This window comes from Enterobacter sp. 50588862 (assembly GCF_001462935.1).
GTDB classification, from domain to species: Bacteria; Pseudomonadota; Gammaproteobacteria; order Enterobacterales; family Enterobacteriaceae; genus Enterobacter; species Enterobacter bugandensis.
This window is the reverse complement of record NZ_LNHM01000028.1, coordinates 785,962-807,016: the sequence shown is the minus strand read 5'-3', so window position 1 is coordinate 807,016 and position 21,055 is coordinate 785,962. Positions and strand designations below refer to the sequence as shown.

At 56.6% G+C, this 21,055-nt stretch carries 27 protein-coding genes and 1 pseudogene; 13 read left to right on the top strand and 15 right to left on the bottom strand.

Features of this window, described 5'->3' with window-relative positions:
* Window positions 1-19 precede the first annotated feature (19 nt).
* Window positions 20-454, top strand: coding sequence for a DMT family transporter (locus tag APT89_RS16785; RefSeq protein ID WP_028013065.1), 435 nt, complete (start codon window positions 20-22; stop codon window positions 452-454).
* A gap of 4 nt (window positions 455-458) precedes the next feature.
* Window positions 459-917 (top strand): DMT family transporter, encoded by a 459-nt coding sequence (locus tag APT89_RS16780; RefSeq protein ID WP_041910111.1) that lies wholly within the window; start codon window positions 459-461, stop codon window positions 915-917.
* 2 nt (window positions 918-919) lie between these two features.
* Here the strand turns inward: APT89_RS16780 and APT89_RS16775 are convergent, their stop codons facing one another.
* Genes APT89_RS16775 through APT89_RS16740 form a run of 8 tightly spaced genes read right to left on the bottom strand, consistent with a single transcriptional unit; the run spans window position 920 to window position 6,794 of the window.
* Window positions 920-1,447 carry a DUF3833 domain-containing protein gene (locus APT89_RS16775; protein WP_060573026.1) on the bottom strand — a complete coding sequence of 176 codons (528 nt, stop codon included), beginning with the start codon at window positions 1,445-1,447 and terminating at the stop codon, window positions 920-922.
* A complete protein-coding gene (locus APT89_RS16770; RefSeq protein WP_041910115.1) occupies window positions 1,444-1,968 on the bottom strand; it encodes a hypothetical protein in 525 nt (174 codons plus the stop codon). The genes APT89_RS16775 and APT89_RS16770 overlap by 4 nt, the downstream gene beginning before the upstream one ends.
* The gene (locus APT89_RS16765) at window positions 1,965-2,450 is read right to left on the bottom strand and encodes a DUF2878 domain-containing protein (RefSeq protein WP_041910117.1); all 486 of its coding nucleotides are present in this window, start codon (window positions 2,448-2,450) and stop codon (window positions 1,965-1,967) included. The genes APT89_RS16770 and APT89_RS16765 overlap by 4 nt, the downstream gene beginning before the upstream one ends.
* Entirely contained in the window at window positions 2,447-3,667 is a 1,221-nt protein-coding gene (locus tag APT89_RS16760; protein ID WP_060573023.1) for an SAM-dependent methyltransferase, read from the bottom strand. The genes APT89_RS16765 and APT89_RS16760 overlap by 4 nt, the downstream gene beginning before the upstream one ends.
* Window positions 3,664-4,386, bottom strand: coding sequence for a DUF1365 domain-containing protein (locus tag APT89_RS16755; protein ID WP_045630379.1), 723 nt, complete (start codon window positions 4,384-4,386; stop codon window positions 3,664-3,666). The genes APT89_RS16760 and APT89_RS16755 overlap by 4 nt, the downstream gene beginning before the upstream one ends.
* A gap of 1 nt (window position 4,387) precedes the next feature.
* A complete protein-coding gene (locus APT89_RS16750) occupies window positions 4,388-5,647 on the bottom strand; it encodes an NAD(P)/FAD-dependent oxidoreductase (RefSeq protein ID WP_060573019.1) in 1,260 nt (419 codons plus the stop codon).
* Window positions 5,644-6,363 (bottom strand): SDR family NAD(P)-dependent oxidoreductase, encoded by a 720-nt coding sequence (locus APT89_RS16745; RefSeq protein ID WP_060573018.1) that lies wholly within the window; start codon window positions 6,361-6,363, stop codon window positions 5,644-5,646. The genes APT89_RS16750 and APT89_RS16745 overlap by 4 nt, the downstream gene beginning before the upstream one ends.
* The gene (locus tag APT89_RS16740) at window positions 6,360-6,794 is read right to left on the bottom strand and encodes a nuclear transport factor 2 family protein (protein ID WP_028013056.1); all 435 of its coding nucleotides are present in this window, start codon (window positions 6,792-6,794) and stop codon (window positions 6,360-6,362) included. Before APT89_RS16740 ends, APT89_RS16745 begins: the two co-directional genes overlap by 4 nt.
* 257 nt (window positions 6,795-7,051) lie before the next feature.
* Between APT89_RS16740 and APT89_RS16735 the strand changes: the two genes are divergently transcribed.
* Both APT89_RS16735 and APT89_RS16730 read left to right on the top strand, forming a co-directional pair.
* Window positions 7,052-7,249, top strand: coding sequence for a hypothetical protein (locus APT89_RS16735; RefSeq protein WP_008502331.1), 198 nt, complete (start codon window positions 7,052-7,054; stop codon window positions 7,247-7,249).
* A 1-nt stretch (window position 7,250) separates the two neighbouring features.
* Window positions 7,251-8,039 (top strand): hypothetical protein, encoded by a 789-nt coding sequence (locus tag APT89_RS16730; protein WP_041910130.1) that lies wholly within the window; start codon window positions 7,251-7,253, stop codon window positions 8,037-8,039.
* Here APT89_RS16730 and APT89_RS16725 read toward each other — a convergent pair.
* Together APT89_RS16725 and APT89_RS16720 are read right to left on the bottom strand one after the other, a co-directional pair.
* Window positions 8,020-8,532 (bottom strand): GNAT family N-acetyltransferase, encoded by a 513-nt coding sequence (locus APT89_RS16725; RefSeq protein WP_041910132.1) that lies wholly within the window; start codon window positions 8,530-8,532, stop codon window positions 8,020-8,022. The genes APT89_RS16730 and APT89_RS16725 overlap by 20 nt on opposite strands.
* A gap of 101 nt (window positions 8,533-8,633) precedes the next feature.
* A complete protein-coding gene (locus APT89_RS16720; protein WP_045630374.1) occupies window positions 8,634-9,206 on the bottom strand; it encodes a TetR/AcrR family transcriptional regulator in 573 nt (190 codons plus the stop codon).
* A 104-nt stretch (window positions 9,207-9,310) separates the two neighbouring features.
* On the opposite strand from APT89_RS16720, the gene APT89_RS16715 reads away from it, so the two are divergent.
* The 7 genes from APT89_RS16715 (at window position 9,311) to APT89_RS16685 (ending at window position 16,560) form a co-directional block, all read left to right on the top strand.
* A complete protein-coding gene (locus APT89_RS16715; protein ID WP_060573016.1) occupies window positions 9,311-9,778 on the top strand; it encodes a nuclear transport factor 2 family protein in 468 nt (155 codons plus the stop codon).
* 84 nt (window positions 9,779-9,862) lie between these two features.
* Complete coding sequence (locus APT89_RS16710; protein ID WP_060573064.1) at window positions 9,863-10,177, top strand: PTS sugar transporter subunit IIB; 315 nt, start codon at window positions 9,863-9,865, stop codon at window positions 10,175-10,177.
* Between the two features lie 196 nt (window positions 10,178-10,373).
* A complete protein-coding gene (locus APT89_RS16705) occupies window positions 10,374-10,988 on the top strand; it encodes a TetR/AcrR family transcriptional regulator (RefSeq protein ID WP_041910138.1) in 615 nt (204 codons plus the stop codon).
* 74 nt (window positions 10,989-11,062) lie between these two features.
* Window positions 11,063-12,172, top strand: coding sequence for an efflux RND transporter periplasmic adaptor subunit (locus tag APT89_RS16700; RefSeq protein ID WP_060573014.1), 1,110 nt, complete (start codon window positions 11,063-11,065; stop codon window positions 12,170-12,172).
* Window positions 12,169-15,258, top strand: coding sequence for an efflux RND transporter permease subunit (locus APT89_RS16695; protein ID WP_047365259.1), 3,090 nt, complete (start codon window positions 12,169-12,171; stop codon window positions 15,256-15,258). The genes APT89_RS16700 and APT89_RS16695 overlap by 4 nt, the downstream gene beginning before the upstream one ends.
* Before the next feature lie 34 nt (window positions 15,259-15,292).
* Window positions 15,293-15,886, top strand: a complete 594-nt coding sequence (locus APT89_RS16690; RefSeq protein ID WP_041910145.1) for a TetR/AcrR family transcriptional regulator — start codon at window positions 15,293-15,295, stop codon at window positions 15,884-15,886.
* Window positions 15,887-15,960: 74 nt separating this feature from the next.
* Window positions 15,961-16,560 (top strand): NAD(P)H-dependent oxidoreductase, encoded by a 600-nt coding sequence (locus tag APT89_RS16685; RefSeq protein ID WP_041910147.1) that lies wholly within the window; start codon window positions 15,961-15,963, stop codon window positions 16,558-16,560.
* A 114-nt stretch (window positions 16,561-16,674) separates the two neighbouring features.
* Here APT89_RS16685 and APT89_RS16680 read toward each other — a convergent pair whose 3' ends face one another.
* Window positions 16,675-16,977: a hypothetical protein gene (locus APT89_RS16680; RefSeq protein WP_047365260.1), complete on the bottom strand. Its 303-nt coding sequence runs from the start codon at window positions 16,975-16,977 to the stop codon at window positions 16,675-16,677.
* A gap of 233 nt (window positions 16,978-17,210) precedes the next feature.
* Here APT89_RS16680 and APT89_RS16675 point away from each other — a divergent pair.
* A pseudogene (locus tag APT89_RS16675) lies at window positions 17,211-17,405 on the top strand (isochorismatase family protein); the annotation flags it as partial.
* Between the two features lie 65 nt (window positions 17,406-17,470).
* On the opposite strand, the gene APT89_RS16670 reads toward APT89_RS16675, so the two are convergent.
* Both APT89_RS16670 and APT89_RS16665 read right to left on the bottom strand, forming a co-directional pair.
* Window positions 17,471-17,947, bottom strand: a complete 477-nt coding sequence (locus APT89_RS16670) for a WbuC family cupin fold metalloprotein (protein ID WP_047365261.1) — start codon at window positions 17,945-17,947, stop codon at window positions 17,471-17,473.
* Between the two features lie 140 nt (window positions 17,948-18,087).
* The gene (locus tag APT89_RS16665) at window positions 18,088-18,765 is read right to left on the bottom strand and encodes a DUF1963 domain-containing protein (protein ID WP_052954168.1); all 678 of its coding nucleotides are present in this window, start codon (window positions 18,763-18,765) and stop codon (window positions 18,088-18,090) included.
* A gap of 250 nt (window positions 18,766-19,015) precedes the next feature.
* On the opposite strand from APT89_RS16665, the gene APT89_RS16660 reads away from it, so the two are divergent.
* Window positions 19,016-19,486: a hypothetical protein gene (locus tag APT89_RS16660; protein WP_041910156.1), complete on the top strand. Its 471-nt coding sequence runs from the start codon at window positions 19,016-19,018 to the stop codon at window positions 19,484-19,486.
* A gap of 47 nt (window positions 19,487-19,533) precedes the next feature.
* Here APT89_RS16660 and APT89_RS16655 read toward each other — a convergent pair whose 3' ends face one another.
* Together APT89_RS16655 and APT89_RS16650 are read right to left on the bottom strand one after the other, a co-directional pair.
* Complete coding sequence (locus APT89_RS16655) at window positions 19,534-20,457, bottom strand: LysR substrate-binding domain-containing protein (RefSeq protein WP_041910158.1); 924 nt, start codon at window positions 20,455-20,457, stop codon at window positions 19,534-19,536.
* A gap of 24 nt (window positions 20,458-20,481) precedes the next feature.
* Window positions 20,482-21,018 carry a MarR family winged helix-turn-helix transcriptional regulator gene (locus APT89_RS16650; protein ID WP_047365263.1) on the bottom strand — a complete coding sequence of 179 codons (537 nt, stop codon included), beginning with the start codon at window positions 21,016-21,018 and terminating at the stop codon, window positions 20,482-20,484.
* Window positions 21,019-21,055: the final 37 nt, after the last annotated feature.

Below are 21,055 nucleotides of genomic sequence, written 5' to 3'. Positions count from 1 at the left end.
TGATAATGGAGGAAGCATAATGCAGTTTGTATTGATTTTACTGGTGATTGCCGGCGGGATGGGCCTCTCCGTCGAGGCGGGTTTGCTGGGGCCGTTAGGGGGAGAAGTAGGCGATTTATGGGCCACGTTCAGCATTTTCGGGGTCGGCGCCGCGCTGACCTTTCTGCTGATGCTGTTTTTTAGCCCGCGCAACGGTCCGTCGTTTTTCGCACAGCCCGGCTGGCAGCTGCTCGGCGGCGTGCTGGGTCCTGTTTACGTTGTCATTCTGACTATCGCCACCCCCGCTATCGGCATCGCTCTGACGATGATCGGCATTCTGGCAGGTCAGGTTTTTAAAAGCCTGATCATTGACCACTTTGGCCTGCTGGGTACGCCGCACAGGAAGATAAACGCAAGACGCATCGTGGCGCTGGTTTTTATTATTGCCGCACTGGTACTGGTCGCAAAGGGGTAAGCACATGACACTGATGATGATAATTCTGGCCATCTGCGGCGGGGCGACGCTGAGCATACAGGCCGCAATTAACGGACAGCTCGGCAGCAGCGTGGGCGTTTTCAAGAGCGCGTTTCTGACGTTTTCCGTCGGCGCGCTGGTGACCGCCCTGCTCATTTTCTTCTTTGAGCCTAAGCAGACGGTCACGCTGCTGGACGTGCCGAAATGGCAGCTTCTCGGGGCGATGTTCGGCGTGCCCTACATTGTGATCATGGTGCTCGCCGTGCAGCGCATCGGCACCGCCGTCGCCACGGTGGCGGTGATATTCGGCCAGCTCGCCATGAGCATGCTGATAGATAACTTTGGCTGGTTGAACAATCCCGCTATTCCGTTTTCACCGAGCCGTCTGGGTGCGGTGGTGTGCCTGGGGATTGCCCTGTACTTCATTTACTCCAGCAGCAAAGCCGGCAATGTTCGCGACTAAGCTTACGCCTTCCGGGTGAAGAACAGCGTCACCGTGGCGACGGTGACGCCAAATTTCTTCATCTCGGTTTTATTAAACAGATGCGTTTCATCCTGCAGGTACATCCAGTCGTCAAAGTTCAGCAGCCAGGTTTTGCCGTTGGCCTTCACGTTCATGCTGTAATGCCAGTTAAAGGCGTTGCCTGCGGCCTGCCCCGTCGCAACCCCTTCAATATCCCCTGCCGTTCCCTCGTAGCGGTCGTTCCCCACGCGGCGAATATGCCAGACCTGCTGCTGCTTCTCGCCATCGTCGTAAACGAAGCGCTCGTTCAGCGTCAGCGTATCGCCAATCACGTCCCCGGCAATCTCAACGTGAAAGCGACGTATCTGCTTGCCGCTGCGATCCTGCACCATGCCCCACGCTTCGGTTTTGCCCTGAAAGTAGTTAAAAATATCAAGCCGCGGCTGCTGCTGGCGATACTCGGACACGTCGGTGCTACAGCCGGCCAGCAGCATCGTGAATGCCAGCGCCAGCGTCAGGATTCGGTTCATTTTTGGCCTCCGATTAACTGCTGACGCAGCTCAGGATATTGCGTGCGGGGATCGAGCCAGATGGCCAGAAAACGGGTGCTGAACGCTTCTGACTGTCGCGGCCCGAGCGGAATAAAGGATTTTTGCGCCGCCGACGCGCGGTACCAGAACTGCCCCTGCTTATCGTTGAGAACAAACGCCAGCTGTGAACCCGGTCGGACATCCGGCCACAGGGACTGGAGCATCCTTAGCCAGGCTTCACTTTGCGGTTCCTGCGTCAGGATCCCCTGCGCCTGCCACTGGTCACGGGTCGCCTTAACCAGTTCATCGCGATCGATGTCGCGCGCGTAGGTAATAATCAGCGCCTGATCCTGATCGTCCCGGCTGTAACGGCCATCCGGCGTGCGGAGCTGAGAGGTATAGACCGTGAACGGCCCCCAGGTCAGCGTGGCGTCGCCCACCTTGCGCCAGGCCAGCCAGTCGGCGGCCTGAGCACCAGGAACAACCAGCATGAGGCAAAACAGCAGAACCGCAGCCCTCATTTTTGTCTCCCCATCAGCAGGTGGAAAAACAGCATCAGCACCAGCCAGCCCGGCGCCATCCAGCTGACGACGATAAAGGTCGGCTCCAGAAACGTGATGGCGCCCAACCGCTCGCCAATCAGGTAGGCCACCGGGCCTCCCACGGCCGCCAGCAGGGTCAGCAGCCAGCCGGGTAACGTGGTGGTACGCGCAAGCTGCGTCCAGACCACGGCGAACATCAGCCACAATGCCACCATCCATAGCGGCATCAGGGAGTCGCCCGTGAAGGCAATCAGCCCCGTCAGCGCCCAGAGCGCATCCAGCAGGCTGCCCGCCGCGGCCAGCCCAATGGCGTAAAGACGGTATGCTGTCGGCAAGAGCAGGCACGCCAGGATCGCCAGCCCGAGCCAGATAATCAGGCCCTGTTCGCGAAACAGCACCACCAGCGCCCAGTAGAGATCGAACGCGACGGCCAGCAGAAAGACCTGAAGGTAGCGTCTCATACGCGCTCGGCGGTCAGCTGCACCACGCTGATGGTGCGGGCGTTAAACCCGGCTTCGCAGTAGCCGAAGTAGTACAGCCACATGCGGCGGAACCGTTCATCAAAGCCAAGCTTTTCAATCTCCTGCCAGGCGTGGACAAAGCGCTGCCGCCAGTGGGCCAGCGTGCGGGCGTAGTCCGGTCCCATGTCGAAGAGATTGCGCACCACGAAATCGGTGTGGCGCGTCATCAGCTCGTTCATCGCCGTAATGCTCGGCAGGAAGCCGCCGGGGAAAATGTAGCGCTGGATAAAATCGACGCTTTTGCTGTAGTCGCGGTAGCGCTGGTCCTGAATGGTGATGGCCTGAATCGCCATCCGTCCACCGGGGCGCAGCCGCGCCTGACAGGTACGGAAGAACGTGGGCAGATAGCGTTGCCCGACGGCTTCAATCATCTCTATCGAGACCAGCTTGTCGTACTGCCCGGTGAGGTCGCGATAGTCGCAGAGCAGTACCTCAACCCGGTCCTGCAGCCCGGCGCGGGCAATGCGCTCGGTCGCCCAGATATATTGCTCCTGCGACAGCGTGGTAGTGGTCACCCGACAGCCGTAGTGACGGGCGGCGTATTCCGCCATCGCCCCCCAGCCGGTGCCAATTTCCAGCAGGTGATCACCCGGGTTTAGCGCCAGCTGGTCGCAGAGGCGAGCCATTTTGGCTTGCTGAGCCGCCGTCAGATCCTGCTCGTCCGCGGTAAACAGTGCGCTGGAGTAAAGCAGTTCCTTATCCAGAAAATGGGCATAGAAAGCGTTGCCCAGATCGTAATGGGCGGCAATGTTTTCGCGGGCCTGGGCGCGAGAGTTGCGCCGCGTCCAGTGGCGCAGCCGCTCCAGCGGTCGGCCAAGCAGCCGAAACCCGTTCTCCAGACGACCAAGCACCTCGCCGTTGAGGGCCAGAATTTGCAGAAGCGGCGTAAGCTGCGCGGTCTCCCATTCGCCGTCCATCCAGGCTTCTGCGGCGGCAAGGCTCCCGCCCGTTAAGACGCGCCAGTAGACGCCGGGCGTGAGGATCTGCACGTCGGCGTGCAGCGCCGAGGATGTCTCGCCAAAATGGAAGGTCTGCGCCCCTTCACGCAGGGTGAGTGAGCCGCCGCGAATGCCGCTTAACAGACGAAACAGCAGCCATCGCGCGATGCGGACGTTGCGCGGGATATCGGGTTCTAGCGCAAAGACGGGATCGGTCATGAGCGTTCACTCCTGCTGACGGGATGATTATAAAGCGGCACGCGCTTGAGCCACAGCCTCAGCGCCTGCCAGTAAATGGCGAAAACGGTTTTCAGAGTCATCAACGGGATGCGCAGCAGCAGCGCGCGCAGCGCCGGGCGGGTCAGAGGCTCCCGGCGCAGGGCCAGCGTGGCGTCAAAGACCTTCGCTTCCTGATGATTTTCAATGTGCATATGCAACGTGTTGTCCGGATTGTTGAAGCGCCAGTGGTAGACCATGTCCATCGGGTTGAAGGGGGAAACGTGAAACGCTTTTTCCGTGGGCCGGGCATTTTGCCCGTCGACCGCGTAATAATGGCGCTCGTTCCACGGCGTGTTGCGCACCTCCGCCAGCACCCAGCGAAGCGTGTTTTCCTGGTCATAGCAGTAGTAAAAATTGACCGGATTGAAATGAAACCCGAAGTAGCGCAGCTGCGTCAGAAGCATGACCCGCCCTGCGGGACGTTCCCCGGTCAGGCTCTCCAGCCTGTTCAGCACGTTCTCTTTAAGCGGCGTGCCGAGCGGATAGTCCGCGTCATGGAACGCGGCGGCGGCAAAGCGGTTGCGCCGCACGCCGACGGACGCCAGCAGCGGCAGTTCATCAAGATCCAGCCAGGCCATAAAAACGCCGTAGCTGAATTCATGCGTTTTCGGCTGAAGGCGGCGGTGGCGCAATACGCCGTGATAGAGGCAGCTGTTCATGTCAGTTCCCCTCCCCGGCGGCTATTTCATTTACCACGTCCAGCGCGCTACGCACGCCGTCTTCATGAAAACCGTTGTACCAGTAAGCGCCGCAGAACCAGCTCCGGTGATGACCGTTGATCTCCCCACGGCGCGCCTGCGCACGCCAGCTTTGCGGGTTAAACAGCGGATGCTCATAGACAAAGCGTTGCAGGACGAAGCGTTCATCCACCGGCTCGTCCGGGTTCAGGGTGACGCAGAACAGTGGGCTGCCCGCAGGCAGACTCTGCAGAATGTTCATGTTGTAGGTGACGCAGGCGCTGGCCTGCTCCTGCGCGCTCAGGCGGTAGTTCCAGCTGGCCCAGGCGCGCTGTCGCACCGGCAGCCAGCGCGGATCGCTGTGCAAAACAACCTCGTTGCGCTGCCAGCCGATATCGCCCAGCACTTCGCGCTCTGAGGCGGTCGGGTCGTCAAGCATGGCCAGCGCCTGGGCGGAGTGGCAGGCAAATATCACCTGGTCGAAGGTGTGGCTGCCGTTTTCAAGCTGGAGCGTGACCCCGTGCGCGTGGCGGCTCACCCGCAGAACAGGCGCGTTCAGGTGCAGCGTCAGGCGGTCGCCCAGTTTTTCCAGCATGGCACGGATATACTCCCGCGAGCCGCCCGGCACCACGTACCACTGCGGACGCTGGGTAATATCCAGCAGGCCGTGATGGTGAAAGAAGCGCAGGAAGAGCGGCAGCGGGAAACGCTTCATCTCCTGCAGCGACGACGACCAGATCGCGGCCCCCATCGGCAGAATGTAGTGGCGCGCAAAAAACGGCGTGAAGCCGTGCTGGTCCAGAAACGTCTGCAGCGTGGCGTTCGGATCGACTTCCCCTTCAATGGCCTGTTTCGCCAGGCGGTTAAAGCGGACGATGTCACCGAGCAGCCGCCAGAATGCCGGGTTTACCAGGTTTCGGCGCTGGGCAAACAGCGACGTCAGAGTGTGGCCGTTGTACTCAAGCCCCGTCTCGGGGTTGTGTACTGAAAAGCTCATCTGTGTTTTTTGCCCGCTGATGCCGAGCTCGCTGAGCAGGCCCATAAAGCGCGGGTAGGTGCGGTCGTTGTAGACAATAAACCCGGTATCGATCGCGTATGTGCCCTGGGGCGTTGAGACGTCAACCGTCGCGGTATGGCCGCCGGGCGTGGTGCCCGCTTCAAACAGGGTTACCTGATGATGCCCTGCCAGCCGCCAGGCGCAGGTCAGCCCGGCGATGCCGCTGCCGATAATTGCAATGTTCATGAGCGCACCATCCTGCGCAGCAGCGTGCGCTGCAAAAACGCGGGCAGCCCGGAGAGCAGCCGCAAAATAAGGCCAAACCCGGCCGGAAACGCGATATGCATTTTGCCCTTCGCCAGCCCGGTACGGATCGCCTTGACCGCTTCGTCAACGCTCACCCTGCCCGGCATGGCAAAATCGTTTTTCCGCGTCAGCGGGGTATCGACAAATCCCGGAGAGACGACCGTCACGGCAATCCCCTTTGGCTCCCAGTCCAGACGCAGGCTGTCGGCAAACCAGCTCAGCGCCGCTTTGGACGCGCCGTAGGCCTCTGCCCGCGGGAAGGGAAGCCAGTGGGCCATCGAGCTCACCAGCACCACGCGGTTACCGGCAACCAGCTGCGGCTGCAGCGCGGCCAGGCAGTTCACCGGCCCGAGAAAATTGGTGGTCATGACCCGCTCCACCAGCGCCGCATCCACCACGCCGCCGTCGAGATATTCGCAGGTACCGGCGCAGAGAATAACCAGATCGGCGTAAACGCTGCTGAGCGCCTGGCGACAGGCGTCCCTGTCTGTCATATCGAACAGGCGAACGGTGAGACTGGGGCAGGTCTGATGTAGCGCTTCAAGCCGCGCCGGATCGCGCCCGCAGGCAATCACGTGGTAGCCGTCAGCAGCAAAGGACTTCGCCAGCCCCGCGCCGATGCCAGAGCTTGCGCCGGTAATCAGCACCGTCTTCATGATTTGACCCTCCGCTTCACGCCGCGTACCGCCCAGCCCAGCAGAGGGAGGTGTTCGTAGATCATCTCTCCCGCATCGTAGAAGTCCCGCTGACGCGTGATGAGATTGTTTTCGGTGTCCACCACCGAACATCCTGGCAGTTCAAGCGGCTCGCCTCCGGCAATGCGCGGATGCGACCAGTGCATTACCCAGGTGACAACAAACCGGTTCCCGCTGCAGAGCGGCGGATCGATAGAAAAACGGCACTGCTCGACGTTTGCCAGCAGATGGGTGAAATAGCGCTGAAGCGCGAAAATACCGTTGTGCTCGCCGAACGGATCGATAAGGGTGGCATTCGAATGGTAAAGCCCGACCAGCGCGGTCGGCGGCTGGCTATCCAGTGCGGCATAGTACTCAATAAACCGACTCACGACAGAGGGCAAAGTGCTCATGGGTCACATCCTGGCTGTAAACAACGTGGCGTAATCGCATAATTAAAACTTACACAATTAACGTTATTTGTCCAAGTTTGTGCAAATTTATTTTTTATTACCCATAAATATCAATAAGTTGAAAGCTCAAACATTTGACGGTTTTGTAGGCCGGGTAAGGTGTAGCCGCCACCCGACTTTCACTTTCAGGTTATCCTTAAGGCAAATTCAGCCGTCATCTTCCAGGCTTATCCTTTTTATTCATAAGGATGCCTGACATGAAACGTTTCTTTCTCTCCCTATTCTCAAGCCCGGAATCCTTACTGCAGGTGATGAGTCAGCAGGAAATTATTGAAGCCGTGGAAGATGGCGACCGCATCATTATCGATCAGGACGGAAACGCCTCGGTGAACTACAAGAGCAACGAGGTGCGGCAGGACTTTCTGCGTCACGTTAACGCGCTGAAGAGGGCCTGATATGGGAACGGCGATATTTATGGTGCTGATGGTCTGCGGGTACTGGTACACCAGCCGCGACCTGTCGACCCGCTTTAAAATTAAGCGTTCCTTTGGCTGGGACGTCTATTTTCTCGTCGCGCTTTACGGCTGTATTTTCGTTTTGCAGGGCGTAATCGCCACGGGATTGCTCTGGCTGCTGCTGTTCGCCCTTTCCGCCGCCAACAACGCTTTTCACTTTGCCTCACCGAAATACACCGACTGGCAAATCGACTTTATGAACTGGAGTTTTTTAGGTATTCAGGCGCCGGTGGTGGTGATGCTGGCGTTTGCCATTCTGTTTTGCCTCTACCGCTCTAACTGGGCAGGCAGCGCCAGGCTGGACGGCGAGAGCCGGAAAAAGCTCTACAAACGGCTTGCGCAGGCGAGCGGGATTGAACAACTGCTCTATCAGTGTATGGAGCAAGGCGAGCTGGCGCAGGTCACACTCCGGTCGCGGCGGATTTACGTCGGTATGATCCACACCGCGACGCTGGAATATGAAAAAACGGCCAATATTGTGCTGATCCCAATGTTGAGCGGGTACCGGGATGCGAAGACGATGGATCTGCGTATCGAGAATAATTACAGCAGGTGGTATGCGGAGCATGACATTACGCTCGACTCTGAACCCCGCAGCGCCATGTCATTCCGCAAGGTGATTTTGCTTAATCAGATTGAGAGCATCTCGCTGTTCGACCCCGCCAGCGCCAGCGCGCTGTCTCTGGCGCAGCGGGACGATAGCCCTGGCCCTAAAGAGACATCCCCATAATTCTGAGTATGCTCTGCTGTGAGGCTGTTTCAAAAAGGACGTTCTTAATGCAGAGCATGCCCTGCTTCTGGTAGAACCGGTACGCTCCTGCGTTCTGCTCAAGCACTTCCAGCCAAAGATAGTCCTTTCCCCTGCTCCGGGCCATGTCGATAATTTTATTGAACATGTCCTGACCATAGTGCTTGCCGGTCTCGGCAGGATCGAGGTAGAGCTTATTGAGGAGAACGCCCCTCTTGTCCGTTTCTGGAAGCATGGCGTCCCAGGTCACTTTCATAAATCCCACAGGCCGATCGGTCTGTGCAATATACCAGGTCACATTCTGCTCTTTCAGGCTCTGTTCAAGTACAGAAACGGCGTACTCGCCGTCCAGAAAGGCCTTCATCTCGGCGTCTGATACCCACAGATGCTGAAAATGGGCGGGGTAAATGCGGTATCCAAGTTCGCTTAAGAGCGCAGAATCGGCCCCGGTGGCCTGTCGAATTCGATGAGTCATGGAAGGTATCCTTACTAGCCGCTTTACGTGTGATGTCGTGCGAAACGAGAAAGACAAAAAAAGTTAAATTCTTGCAGCATATAGTATTGCGGTGAACGACGTTAAGTACACCCGGCTAATGCCCTCTTCAACGGAGCAATGACCTCATCCGTCTCCATGCCCATCTGCGCATGAATAATGGCACCGTCAATGAGCAACATGATTTCATTGACGACGTGCTCATCCGCGATCTTCGTCAGCGACGCAATAATATTCTTAGTTTCGATTTTATGATCGCGGCATATCGCTTTTATTTCGCTTTCAATATCTTCGGATTTGGCTTCGGCGCTGGCATTAATAAACGCGCAGCCGTGGAATTCAGGCGAAATAAACCATTCATAGAGCGTTGCAGATATCGCCTCAGCAGGTATTTCGCCCTCATCGAGATGTCGGCGCAGCGCGGATTCAAACCAGTTAACCCATATTTCATGCCGATGGTGTAAATAGGCGAGAATAAGTAAGCTTTTGCTCGGGAAATGGCGATAAAACGTCACCTTCGTCACTTTCGCCTCTTTAATCAGCGTATCCACCCCCGTCGCTCTGAAGCCTGTGGAATAAAACAGATCGTGCGCCGTAAGCAATATTTTATCCCGGACGCTAATTTTTGTTTCGTTGCCTGCGTGTTCGGTTTTCATTTTTTCGACAGCCTCAAAAAGGGTGTTGACAGCGTTATTTTTCAGGCATAGATTACACCGGGTAGACAGATCTGTCTACATAAAATCACATTGAGGTAACCGCCATGAACGCACGTCCTCCTTTACCGCCCTTCACGCGTGAAAGCGCCATCGAAAAAGTCAGACTGGCAGAAGACGGCTGGAATAGCCGCGACCCGGCGAAGGTCGCGCTGGCCTATACGCTGGATACTCAATGGCGCAACCGCGCGGAGTTCGCCACCAACCGTGAAGAGGCGCAGGCGTTTCTGGAGCGGAAATGGAAAAAAGAGCTCGATTATCGTTTGATTAAAGAGCTTTGGGCGTTTACGGATAACCGCATCGCCGTTCGCTATGCCTATGAATGGCATGATGATTCCGGCAACTGGTTCCGCTCGTACGGCAATGAAAACTGGGAGTTTGAACCGGACGGACTGATGAAGCGCCGTTTTGCCTGCGTTAACGATATTCCGATAAAAGAATCCGAGCGACTGTTCCACTGGCCGTTGGGTAGACGCCCGGACGATCATCCCTCATTGAGCGATCTGGGGTTATAGTTTTGTCACCAAAATCAGAGATAGCGCGCATTTCGGTGACTACCTCAGGACTACCCTATGAGCGGTTTTCAGGAGGAACAAAATATGAAAAAGCTTCTGATATGTTGTTTGTTCGGTAATACCGCAAACGCTCTTGCCAAAAAAATGCAGTCCCTGGCAGAACAAGAAGGCTATCCACTGATGATTAGCGCCGTTGGGCTGGATAACTTCGCCAGCGTCGCCCCCGCTTTCGACGGTTTTCTTATCGCGCCGTATATTCAGTACAAACTCGACGAGATACACGCAACGGTGGGCAATACACGTTCAATCGCCATCATTGAGAGTCTTCCCTACGCGTCTCTGGACGCGAAAAAGGTGTTGAATTTCGTAAAGGAGCAAATGCCTGAACTGGCTGCCTGACAGACAAGGCCGCATCGCTATTGCGGCCTCCTCGCCCCCGCAGACAGATAGATGCCATAGCGCGCGAAAAACAGTGATACACTTACCCCACCTGGTTGATCGTCCCGTCTGAGCGGCTCACGACGAAAACGGATGTAACCAAAATACGAAATGGTCACTCGTTGTCAATCGTAGCTCGTCACGCTAAGCTTACATAATGACTAAAACTATGAACGCCCCATCAATACGTGGTCCACTTGACCATTCTGTCAGAGAGCAAATCGTCGAAGCGGCCTTTGAGCACTTCGGTCACTACGGCTATGAAAAAACCACCGTCGCCGAGCTGGCGAAATCTATCGGTTTTTCAAAATCCTATATTTATAAGTTCTTCGATTCCAAGCAGGCTATCGGCGAGGTGATCTGCGCTAACCGCCTGGAGCTGATCATGACGGCCGTGCTTTCCGCCATTGCGGATGCGCCGTCAGCCAGCGAAAAACTCCGCCGTCTCTTTAAAGCACTTACCGAGGCCGGAAGCGAGCTGTTTTTTCACGATCGCAAGCTCTACGACATCGCCGCCGTCGCGTCACGGGAGAAGTGGCCTTCGACGGAAAGGTATACCGAAAGCCTCCTGAAGCTGATTGAGAGCATCATTATCGAAGGCAGACAGGCTGGAGAGTTCGAAAGGAAGACGCCACTGGATGAGGTCACCTGCGCCGTTTACATGGTGATGTGCCCTTACATTAACCCCGTTCAGCTGCAGTACAACCTTGAAACTGCCCCAACGGCAGCGGTACTCCTCTCCTCACTGATTTTAAGAAGCCTGGCCCCCTGATTAGTGACCATTGACTTTATTGGTCACTAATCACAGAATGCGGAAACTGTCCTGTTACTTCAAAAGGGTTTCCCATGCTCAGGCTCACTTCAGCCCGCCTTGCCATATGTCTTCTGCCGTTTGCCCTCGCGGCATGCGGCGATATTTCCGCGAGTGACGATCCACGCACCAGGCCACCGCTTGTCAGATCCGCCTCCGTCGAGATGGCTAATCCAGCCGCTCGCACCTTTACGGGCGTGGTGGTGGCAAGAACGCAAAGCGACCTGGGCTTCAGGGTTCAGGGTAAAATCCTCGAACGTCTGGTGGATACCGGTCAGACTGTCAAACAGGGCCAGCCCTTACTGCGTCTGGATCCGGTTGACCTGAAATTACAGGCTCAGGCGCAGCAGCGCGCGGTGGATGCTGCCCAGGCGCGGGCGAGAAAAGCCACCAGCGATGAGGCGCGTTATCGCGGTCTGGTGGCATCCGGCGCGGTGTCCGCCGCGGAGTACGATCAGATTAAAGCGGCGGCCGATACGGCCAGGGCGGATCTCAGCGCCGCCCGGGCGCAGGCCAACGTGGCGCAAAACGCCACGGGCTATGCCGTCCTGCTGGCGGATTCAGACGGCGTGGTGATGGAGACGCTTGCCGAACCCGGTCAGGTGGTCAGCGCCGGGCAAGTGGCGATCCGCCTTGCCAGAGCGGGACAGCGCGAAGCGCTCGTGCAGCTTCCGGAGACGCTGCGCCCTGCCGTCGGCAGCGAAGCACGAGCCACGCTTTATGGCCGTGAACAACACCCGGTCACCGCCACGTTGCGCCTGCTGTCTGACTCCGCGGATGCCACAACCCGCACGTATGAAGCCCGCTACGTGCTGGCTGGCCAGCTGGCGAACGCGCCGCTGGGGGCGACCGTCACGCTCAGCCTTGAAGACCCGAAAACGGAAGGTCAGGCGATGCAGGTCCCGCTGGCCTCACTCTACGATGCGGGTAAAGGGCCCGGCGTCTGGCGCATTTCCGCCCAGCCAGAAAAGGTCACATGGACGCCGGTTAAGGTGCTGAGCGTGGGCGAAGATGCGGTCCAGGTCACGGGCGGCGTGAAGCCCGGGGAGAAGATTGTTGCGTTAGGCGCCCATCTTCTGCACGAAGGTGAAGTTGTCCGGGTTGCAGAACAACGCCATGCCGCTCCGGCGGAGAACGCGCCATGAGCCAAAGTCGCTTCAACCTGTCCGCGCTGGCCGTCCGCGAGCGTTCCGTCACGCTGTTTCTGATCGTTCTGGTGACCATTGCCGGTATTTACGCTTTTTTTGGACTGGGACGCGCGGAAGATCCGCCCTTCACCGTGAAGCAGATGACGGCGATTGCCGTCTGGCCGGGCGCAACCGCGCAGGAGATCCAGGATCAGGTCGCGGAGCCGCTGGAAAAGCGCCTGCAGGAGCTCAAATGGTATGACCGTACCGAAACCTATACCCGTCCCGGCATGGCATTTATCACGCTGTCGTTGCAGGATAAGACCCCGCCAGCCGAAGTGCAGGAGGAGTTCTATCAGGCGCGTAAAAAGCTTGGGGATGAATCCCAGCGTCTCCCGGCGGGCGTCATCGGCCCGATGATCAATGACGAATTCTCGGATGTCACCTTTGCCCTCTTTGCTCTGAAAGCAAAAGGCGAACCGCAGCGGCAACTGGTACGCGATGCCGAAGGCCTGCGCCAGCAGCTTCTGCACGTTCCAGGGGTCAAAAAAGTGAATATCATTGGTGAACAGGCCGAGCGGATTTATATCGCCTTCTCCCATGACCGTCTGGCGACGATGGGCCTCTCACCGCAGGATATTTTCAATGCCCTCAACGACCAGAATGCCCTGGCCGCGGCGGGCGCCATTGAGACCCGGGGCGCGCAGATTTTTATCCGCCTGGACGGCGCGTTCGATGAACTGCAGAAAATCCGCGATACGCCTTTAGTCGCTCAGGGCAAAACGCTCACGCTGTCGGATGTGGCAACGGTTGAACGAGGCTATGAAGATCCCCCGACGATGCTGATACGCAATCAGCATGAACCCGCCCTGCTGCTGGGTGTTGTCATGCGTGAGGGCTGGAACGGCCTGGCGCTGGGTAAAGCGCTGGATGCGGAGACGGCGAAAATCAATGATAGCCTGCCGCTTGGCATGACCCTGACCAAGGTCACCGACCAGTCCGTGAATATCCGCTCGTCGGTCGATGAGTTTATGATCAAATTCTTCGTCGCCCTGCTCGTGGTTATGGTGGTCTGTTTTATCAGCATGGGCTGGCGCGTGGGGGTGGTGGTCGCGGCGGCGGTCCCGCTGACGCTGGCGGTCGTCTTCGTGGTGATGGAGGCCGCGGGAATAAACTTTGACCGCGTCACGCTGGGCTCCCTGATCCTCGCCCTCGGCCTGCTGGTTGACGATGCCATTATCGCCATCGAAATGATGGTGGTGAAGATGGAGGAAGGTTACGACAGAATCAAAGCCTCAGCCTATGCCTGGAGCCACACCGCCGCGCCGATGCTGGCCGGTACCCTGGTGACGGCGATTGGCTTTATGCCAAATGGGTTTGCCCAGTCGACCGCCGGGGAATACACCAGCAATATGTTCTGGATCGTCGGCCTCGCTCTGATTGCCTCATGGTTTGTTGCGGTGGTGTTCACGCCGTATCTGGGGGTGAAGATCCTGCCGGCGATCCCCAAAGTGGAAGGCGGCCATGCCGCCATCTATAACACGCCTCGCTATAACCGTTTTCGCCAGCTGCTTGGCCGCGTTATCGCCAGAAAATGGCGCGTGGCCGGGTCCGTAGTCGCCATTTTCATTCTGGCCGTGCTTGGCATGGGGCTGGTAAAAAAACAGTTCTTCCCGACCTCCGATCGCCCGGAAGTGCTGGTTGAAGTACAGATGCCTTATGGTACCTCGATTGCGCAAACCAGCGCTGCTACTGCAAAAATAGAAGCGTGGCTGAGCAAGCAGCCAGAAGCCAAAATCGTCACGGCCTATATTGGTCAGGGCTCGCCCCGTTTCTATCTGGCAATGGCCCCCGAGCTGCCCGATCCCTCTTTTGCGAAAATCGTGATCCTGACGGACAGCGAGACGTCACGCGAGGCGCTCAAGTTCAGGCTCAGGGAGGCCGTCGCCAGCGGCCTTGCGCCCGAAGCCCGCGTGCGGGTGACGCAGCTGGTGTTTGGCCCCTACTCGCCTTTCCCGGTTGCCTGGCGCGTGTCGGGGCCGGATGTCGAACAGGTGCATGACATCGCTGATAAGGTGAAAGCCGTGCTCCTGGCAAGCCCGATGATGAGAACCGTCAATACCGACTGGGGCTCGCGCGTTCCCGTGCTCCATTTCACTCTCGATCAGAACCGCCTGCAGGCGACCGGCTTAACTTCCAGCGCCGTTGCCGGGCAGCTTCAGTTCCTGCTCTCAGGCGTGCCTGTCACCTCCGTGCGGGAAGATATTCGATCGGTAGAGGTCGTTGCCCGCGCGGCGGGTGATATCCGCCTTGACCCGGCAAAAATCGAAGGCTTTACCCTGGTCGGCAATGCCGGACAGCGCGTGCCGCTGTCTCAAATTGGCAGGATAGAGGTCGGCATGGAAGACCCCATCCTGCGCCGTCGCGATCGCACCCCCACGATTACCGTACGGGGCGATATCGCCGACAATCTTCAGCCGCCGGACGTGTCGGTCGCCATCATGAAGCTGCTCCAGCCGATCGTTGATACGCTGCCGGCCGGCTACCGCATTGACATGGCGGGGTCGATTGAGGAGTCGGGCAAAGCCACGCAGGCCATGTTACCGCTCTTCCCGATCATGATTGCCCTGACGCTGCTGATCATCATTTTGCAGGTGCGCTCACTCTCCGCAATGGTCATGGTGTTCTTAACCGCGCCGCTGGGGCTGATTGGCGTTGTGCCGACCCTGCTGATATTTAATCAGCCGTTTGGCATCAACGCGCTGGTCGGTTTGATCGCCCTCTCCGGCATTCTGATGCGCAATACGCTGATTCTGATCGGTCAAATCGATCATAACCAGAGGGACGGCCTCGATCCGTTCCAGGCGGTGGTCGAGGCAACGGTCCAGCGAGCGCGGCCGGTCTTACTCACCGCCATGGCGGCCGTGCTGGCGTTCATTCCCCTGACGCATTCGGTATTCTGGGGCACGCTGGCCTGGACGCTGATCGGCGGCACGCTGGGCGGGACGATCATTACGCTCGTCTTCCTGCCCGCGATGTATGCGATCTGGTTCCGGATCCGCCCGGTTGAACAACGCGTGCAGCATGCCATGGAAAACGTGTAAACTACCATCAGTAGATAACTGACCTGAGGCAAGCATGGTTGTTAAGCGCTTAAGAAAAGAGGACCGCCGCGTGCAGCTGCTGGAGGTTGCGCGAGGGATCGTGCGTCAGCAAGGCACGGAGGCGTTGACCCTTGGCTATCTGGCAGAACGGGCCAACGTGACCAAGCCTATCCCCTACGACCACTTTGGCGATCGTGAGGGGCTGCTGATGGCACTGTACCAGGACTATAGCGATCGGCAGCTGGCGAAATTCAGGGAGACGCTGGCGGTAGACAGCAAAACGCTGGAGAAGACGATCCGCTTTTTCAGCGCGGCCTATATCGACTGTGCCATTGCCGCCGGGCCTGAAACCGGGCCAATCGCCGCGGCGCTGTCCGGTTCTCGCGCGCTGCAGACGTTTCGGGAAGCATGCGTGGCCGATTGCGCCGACTGCCTGCGCACCGCACTTTCTCCTTTTATCGTCTTAAAAGGCGTTCAGGGAGAAGCGGTACTGACGGCCATCATTGGCGCGGCGGAGGCGCTCAGCACCTCGGCGGGCAACGGCGTGCTCGCCCGGAATGTGGCAGAAGATATGCTCTGCGGCGTCATGACTGGGGTGCTGGAGACCTACGCGAATAGCACAAAATGATCGCCGGGGGCGGATTGACACCTAAGTTACCAATAGTAATATAGGCATCACTTCTCCCCCATCTGGAGGTCGCTATGTCTGCAACCCATGCTATTAAAAACGCGCTGATCGTGACGGCACACCCGATCGACAATTCGTTATCCCATACGCTGGCAGCCCGTATTGCCGGGAAATTACGCGAGGAAGGTACGCAGGTTGAGATCGCCGATCTGCATGCTGAAGGGTTTAATCCGGCGATGACCCGCGCCGATCTCGATTTGTATCACGGCGATCCGAGCGCCCTCCCCGACGATATTCTGCGCGAGCAAAAGCGCGTCGAGCGCGCGGATATGCTGGTATTCGTCTTCCCGGTGTACTGGTGGTCGGTTCCCGCGCTGTTGAAAGGCTGGTTCGATCGCGTGTTAACCCTGAACTGGGCGTATAAGGTGGCCGACGACGGCCGGATTGTGGGCAACTTACGTGATGTTCCCGTCCGCCTGATTGCCACCGGCGGTAGCGATCTTACCGGGTTCGACAAGCACGGCTATTCGACGGCGATCCAGACGCAGATAATCGAAGGGGTATTTGGCTTCTGCGGGTTGAAGAACGTTAAGCTCGAAATCCTTTACCAGGCAGACACGGCTACGCCTGAGCAGGTTGAGGAATTCCTGAACGAGATCCGCGACCTAAAATAATATCGGCTATCCAGCCAGCAACGGCGTGCCTCCTTCGCCAATAGGAGGCACGAGTTCTCGATGTTACTAACCGTCAGGGATCCTGCTGGCAAACCGGAACTCTCTTTCTTGTGATTATTCAAAAAATAACGAGAAAAGGCCTATCGTCATCACTACACTCATAATCACCTGAATCAAAATAATAAAAAAAGCGATCCCACCCAATATTGTGATTTTTCGACGCAGAATGAAAGTTATGCCGGAAAGTACAGCACTGAACAGAATGGCTTTAAGTATATAGGAAAACGGCACCATGGCCGGGTGACCGGTCTGCACTCCAGCAAGCCCAATGAGACCCAGTAGAAAATTACCGCAAATTCCCCATCCCCAGAAAGTCATCGGTAAGCTCATCTTTCCCGCGACTAATCTTTTCAACATACGCACATCCTTTTTGTGATTTTTATCGAAACACAGCGGTTATTATTCAATCTCTCGCACAGTTGGATTGTGCTAAAGGTCGAACCGACAAACCCGCATCTAACAAATATGTTGGTATGATTTTAGTCATATTTACATGCATATTGATGGTATTGAAAAGAACTCTCGGTGGCAATTCAGAGAAGGTAATTTCCACCCTCGATACTCGACATATCAGCGAAGGTATTAATATGTTTTGCATCGATACGACCTGCCGGGCCGCGCCAGAGCTGGGTTTCAGGACGGTATTAATTTCAGATGCGCATACCACAATGGATAATGACTATTTATCCGCCAGCGACATTATTGCCCATCGCAACAGCACGCTGGCAGGCCCGTTTGTGACGCTGTCGACTGCTCGTGACTGGCTTTTTAGTACGGTGAGTTGATTCAGGTGAGCGCTTATCTCTTTACCCGGCTCGCCTTTCCGCGCGCCGGGCACATAAGAGAATAATTACAGGGTAAAACCACCGTCACCCACCTGTGCCTGAGCGTACCATTGCATCAGCTTCTCGGTGCCGGGCTCGTTTTCTGCTGGTGACCATGGGGCGGTATCATGCTCGGGCACGGGCTGATACGCCCCGTGTTTAACCTCAAAAATGACGCCGCCTCTATCCAGCGACAGCACGGCATGCCAGGTTCCGGCATCCATCTCCAGGACTTTACACTCTTCGCCTAACACCACGCGCCGGGTCACGTTTCCGCTGTCGTCAAAATTCAGCACCAGAAAGCGACCACTCAGCGCCGTCAGCAGTTCAAACGTGTGCGGATGGCGATGGGGGCGTACATAGGTACCGGGTTCCATTGCAATGGCTAAGCGCTGCACCGGCTCGCTCAGGTCAGGGTGTAAATTACGGTGCGCGCGTAAGCGAGGAGAATGTGCGGCCTGCTCGCTTTGCTGCTGCAGGTCACTGAAAGTAATCTGTTTCATATACACCTTCAGGTATGTGGGCTGTCTGCGGCAACCCGGTTGCCGCAGGACGTTATACCATCCTGAACGGTCGAGGAACGATGGGATTTGTGAAACAAATCGCTACCGGGTGAGTGGTCAATCCCCCGGCAGGGAGCTCATCAGTAGAACTGACATGTAAACCGCCATTCCCCTTCTGATGACCGGTGAAAGTAACCGATACCGTTATCCGCCCACATCCAGCTTACTTTTTCTTCAGACCCAACCTGAAAAACAAACTCTTCGATTCCCACACCGTGTTGTATCTCAGTCGGAAATCCCCCTACCTTGGTTCCCCTGTAACGGTTGAAATCTTCAAAAAAACTATCACTGGCCTGCTCATCATCATTTACGCAAGAGAGATCAATAATATCCCAGGCATCCTCCCATCCAGGAGCATCGTCAATGACACTCTGCCATTGAACTGGAAACGGCCGATACGGCGTGTGCAATTCAGGCAATGGCTGAAGCCCTTCAAGGCTGGCATACTCGCGAATTAACCATCCTTCACCGTGCGGTTCGTCAAAGGGATGTTGTTCCAGATTGTGAAACAACACCAGAAGGGCTATGCCCTTCAACTGGTCAGGAATAACAGGAAGCTCGTCGACCCTGATCTGAAGAAGTGGAAACATTGGTTTGCCCTTCCAGGTGGGTAATCCTTCATCTGCACGAGAAACGCCCTTCAGAAACCATGACGTAATGGGATCTTCAGGCGGCCGGAACCCACCGACCTGCGCGACCGATGCGGGTCTTAGCCTGGTCCGGAGTTCTTCTAAAACTGACGCACTCTCTAATCTCATGTTTGCTCGCCTCTGTAGACGCTTGTCGGATAGATATTCTGCTGTTCATTGTAAGTTAATCATCACATCTGGAGAATCTCATTGAATAATAAAACCTATGTTGAGTAAAACTCACATTGATTCCCACTATTTCTCGTTTTTCAAACGTAATCACATTGAAATACCATCCCTTCATTCCCGGTCTATTCCTGACCTGGAACAGAGAGCAAAACTCAAATAATAAATACACCTGCATGCATATGGAGTACGTATGACACTCGATGTTTTATTTCATCTAATGAAAATGATCTCACCTGAAAAAAACATCGCGGGTGAAAATATTCATGCGCTAATAACTTTTCTTTCATCAGAAAACGATAGCGCTGAGGTTCTTTCGCCCTTTATTCATCGACTGCATCTTCTGTCTTTCGCCCAAAGCAATCCGGGTAACGCCGAAGAGTTGCTCTCAGCACATTTGCCCAAAGAAGATGGGCTCCTTCCGCTTCTTGACTTCGCGGACTGGCCAAGGGTGCGCTACGCCGCTTCAGGCGAAGTTCAGACGCCTGAATCTGAGAAGTACTTCCGTGAAATGACATCGGCTACCAATCTGTTACGTTCTGCGCTAATCGAAGCTGAACGCGCAAAGGGAACGCCCACGCTTTATATACTGGATAAATTACTCAACCTGAACAGCGCCCTGCCGGAAAGATATAAAAAGATGGCAAATATTCCCTACGCATAAATACGTACACTATGCGGAATATCTCCCTGTTAATATTCCGCTATTTATTAAATCCGCTTTTCATTGAAATCAAGACAGACAATATCCAAAGAAGGCACCACTGGCGCATTAAGGTTAAGCCAGGCCAGCAACCGTTCAATACTCTGTCCTCTGAGCGAATTTTTCGGCCAGACAAGATAGTAACCGTCCCCTGTTGCTATCGCCTCCCGGAAGGGCAGCGCGAGCAGGCCGCTTTTCAGCGCGTCGAGCGTGAGCCGGAGATCGGCCATCGCCACGCCGTGTCCGTGCATGGCCGCAAGGCTTCCCTGCTCCAGGGTGTCGAACACGATCCCACCGCTCATGTCGAGGCCGGGGAATAAGCCCGTCCTTTTCAGCCAGCGCTTCCAGTCCCGTCGGTCCGGTGACGGATGAATAAGATCGCACTCAGGAAGCTGATGCCGGGCAGGCTCCAGCAAAGACGGCGTACAAACCGGAATAAGCCACTCGCTGAACAGCAGCCTGCTCTCCGTTGATTCGCCGAAATAGCCGTTACCGAGGAGGATCGCACAATCGTAGGGCTCGCGGCTGAAGTCAACGGTGTCGAAGTCCATCCAGACGCTGGCAATTTCGATTTTCGGCTTCGCGTGGTTCTCGCGAAAGGATTTAAGCACATTGAGGAGCCATCGCATCGTCAGGGTGCTGGGGGCTTTGAGGCGCAGAAGATGGTTTTCACTTTTGAATGCGCGACAGGCCCACTCAATATTCGAGAAACTTTCGCTAAGCTGCCCGGCCAGAATACGCCCGGCGTCGCTGACCTCCACTCTCGGTCCCTGCCGTTTAAACAGCTCGCAGTCGAACCACATCTCAAGCGTGCGGACATGCCTGCTGACCGCCCCCGGCGTGATATTCAGGACTTCAGCCGCTTTGCTGAACGAGTTCAGCCGTGCGGCAACTTCGAACGCGCGCAGCGCATACAGTGGCGGTAAAGACATACATTCCCTTTTTGGAAGGTGTAATCATACAGTTTTTGTATTATCGGCACTCGGTGACCTTTCACCCCATTCCTCAGCCGGAAACGTCAGCAGCAGCCCTCTGAGCAGAGACTCAAGCTGCGCGCGTTGCGCCTCAGAGAGGTTTCTCAGCAGCGCATTCTGCGTTTCCGTGTGCACGAGCAGCGCCTGTTCGATACGAGCCTGCCCGTGCGGCGTCAGGCTGACGAGCGTGCTGCGCTTGTCATCAGGATCGGCAATCCGCCTGATAAGGCCTTGTTGTTCAAGATGGTTGAGCCGGTTCGTCATCGCCCCTGAGGTGATCAACAGGGATGTATACAGCTGCGTGGGCGAAAGGCAGTACGGCTCCCCGGCGCGACGCAGCGTGGCGAGGACGTCAAACTCGCCCTCGCGAAAGCCAAACGGCGCCATGGCCTGCGCGCGTTCTTTTCCCAGGTGCTTCATCAGCCTGAGCATTCGGCCAAAAATTTTCATCGACGAGGCGTCCAGCTCAGGCATGGCGCTGCTCCACTGGCCAACAACGAAGTCTACATGGTCTTTCATCTTCACCCCGGATAGCGTGGGAATTTATCGAGTTGTG

Bases quoted from the DNA above. Each gene is read 5' to 3' on its own strand.
- APT89_RS16780 (WP_041910111.1), top strand. From the start codon at position 459: ATGACACTGATGATGATAATTCTGGCCATCTGCGGCGGGGCGACGCTG.
- APT89_RS16655 (WP_041910158.1), bottom strand. From the start codon at position 20,457: ATGTCTTTACCGCCACTGTATGCGCTGCGCGCGTTCGAAGTTGCCGCA.
- APT89_RS16700 (WP_060573014.1), top strand. From the start codon at position 11,063: ATGCTCAGGCTCACTTCAGCCCGCCTTGCCATATGTCTTCTGCCGTTT.
- APT89_RS16660 (WP_041910156.1), top strand. From the start codon at position 19,016: ATGACACTCGATGTTTTATTTCATCTAATGAAAATGATCTCACCTGAA.
- APT89_RS16740 (WP_028013056.1), bottom strand. From the start codon at position 6,794: ATGAGCACTTTGCCCTCTGTCGTGAGTCGGTTTATTGAGTACTATGCC.
- APT89_RS16715 (WP_060573016.1), top strand. From the start codon at position 9,311: ATGAACGCACGTCCTCCTTTACCGCCCTTCACGCGTGAAAGCGCCATC.
- APT89_RS16735 (WP_008502331.1), top strand. From the start codon at position 7,052: ATGAAACGTTTCTTTCTCTCCCTATTCTCAAGCCCGGAATCCTTACTG.
- APT89_RS16770 (WP_041910115.1), bottom strand. From the start codon at position 1,968: ATGAGGGCTGCGGTTCTGCTGTTTTGCCTCATGCTGGTTGTTCCTGGT.
- APT89_RS16685 (WP_041910147.1), top strand. From the start codon at position 15,961: ATGTCTGCAACCCATGCTATTAAAAACGCGCTGATCGTGACGGCACAC.
- APT89_RS16730 (WP_041910130.1), top strand. From the start codon at position 7,251: ATGGGAACGGCGATATTTATGGTGCTGATGGTCTGCGGGTACTGGTAC.
- APT89_RS16765 (WP_041910117.1), bottom strand. From the start codon at position 2,450: ATGAGACGCTACCTTCAGGTCTTTCTGCTGGCCGTCGCGTTCGATCTC.
- APT89_RS16680 (WP_047365260.1), bottom strand. From the start codon at position 16,977: ATGTTGAAAAGATTAGTCGCGGGAAAGATGAGCTTACCGATGACTTTC.
- APT89_RS16705 (WP_041910138.1), top strand. From the start codon at position 10,374: ATGACTAAAACTATGAACGCCCCATCAATACGTGGTCCACTTGACCAT.
- APT89_RS16710 (WP_060573064.1), top strand. From the start codon at position 9,863: ATGAAAAAGCTTCTGATATGTTGTTTGTTCGGTAATACCGCAAACGCT.
- APT89_RS16690 (WP_041910145.1), top strand. From the start codon at position 15,293: ATGGTTGTTAAGCGCTTAAGAAAAGAGGACCGCCGCGTGCAGCTGCTG.
- APT89_RS16755 (WP_045630379.1), bottom strand. From the start codon at position 4,386: ATGAACAGCTGCCTCTATCACGGCGTATTGCGCCACCGCCGCCTTCAG.
- APT89_RS16760 (WP_060573023.1), bottom strand. From the start codon at position 3,667: ATGACCGATCCCGTCTTTGCGCTAGAACCCGATATCCCGCGCAACGTC.
- APT89_RS16745 (WP_060573018.1), bottom strand. From the start codon at position 6,363: ATGAAGACGGTGCTGATTACCGGCGCAAGCTCTGGCATCGGCGCGGGG.
- APT89_RS16750 (WP_060573019.1), bottom strand. From the start codon at position 5,647: ATGAACATTGCAATTATCGGCAGCGGCATCGCCGGGCTGACCTGCGCC.
- APT89_RS16665 (WP_052954168.1), bottom strand. From the start codon at position 18,765: ATGAGATTAGAGAGTGCGTCAGTTTTAGAAGAACTCCGGACCAGGCTA.
- APT89_RS16785 (WP_028013065.1), top strand. From the start codon at position 20: ATGCAGTTTGTATTGATTTTACTGGTGATTGCCGGCGGGATGGGCCTC.
- APT89_RS16670 (WP_047365261.1), bottom strand. From the start codon at position 17,947: ATGAAACAGATTACTTTCAGTGACCTGCAGCAGCAAAGCGAGCAGGCC.
- APT89_RS16725 (WP_041910132.1), bottom strand. From the start codon at position 8,532: ATGACTCATCGAATTCGACAGGCCACCGGGGCCGATTCTGCGCTCTTA.
- APT89_RS16650 (WP_047365263.1), bottom strand. From the start codon at position 21,018: ATGAAAGACCATGTAGACTTCGTTGTTGGCCAGTGGAGCAGCGCCATG.
- APT89_RS16720 (WP_045630374.1), bottom strand. From the start codon at position 9,206: ATGAAAACCGAACACGCAGGCAACGAAACAAAAATTAGCGTCCGGGAT.
- APT89_RS16775 (WP_060573026.1), bottom strand. From the start codon at position 1,447: ATGAACCGAATCCTGACGCTGGCGCTGGCATTCACGATGCTGCTGGCC.
- APT89_RS16695 (WP_047365259.1), top strand. From the start codon at position 12,169: ATGAGCCAAAGTCGCTTCAACCTGTCCGCGCTGGCCGTCCGCGAGCGT.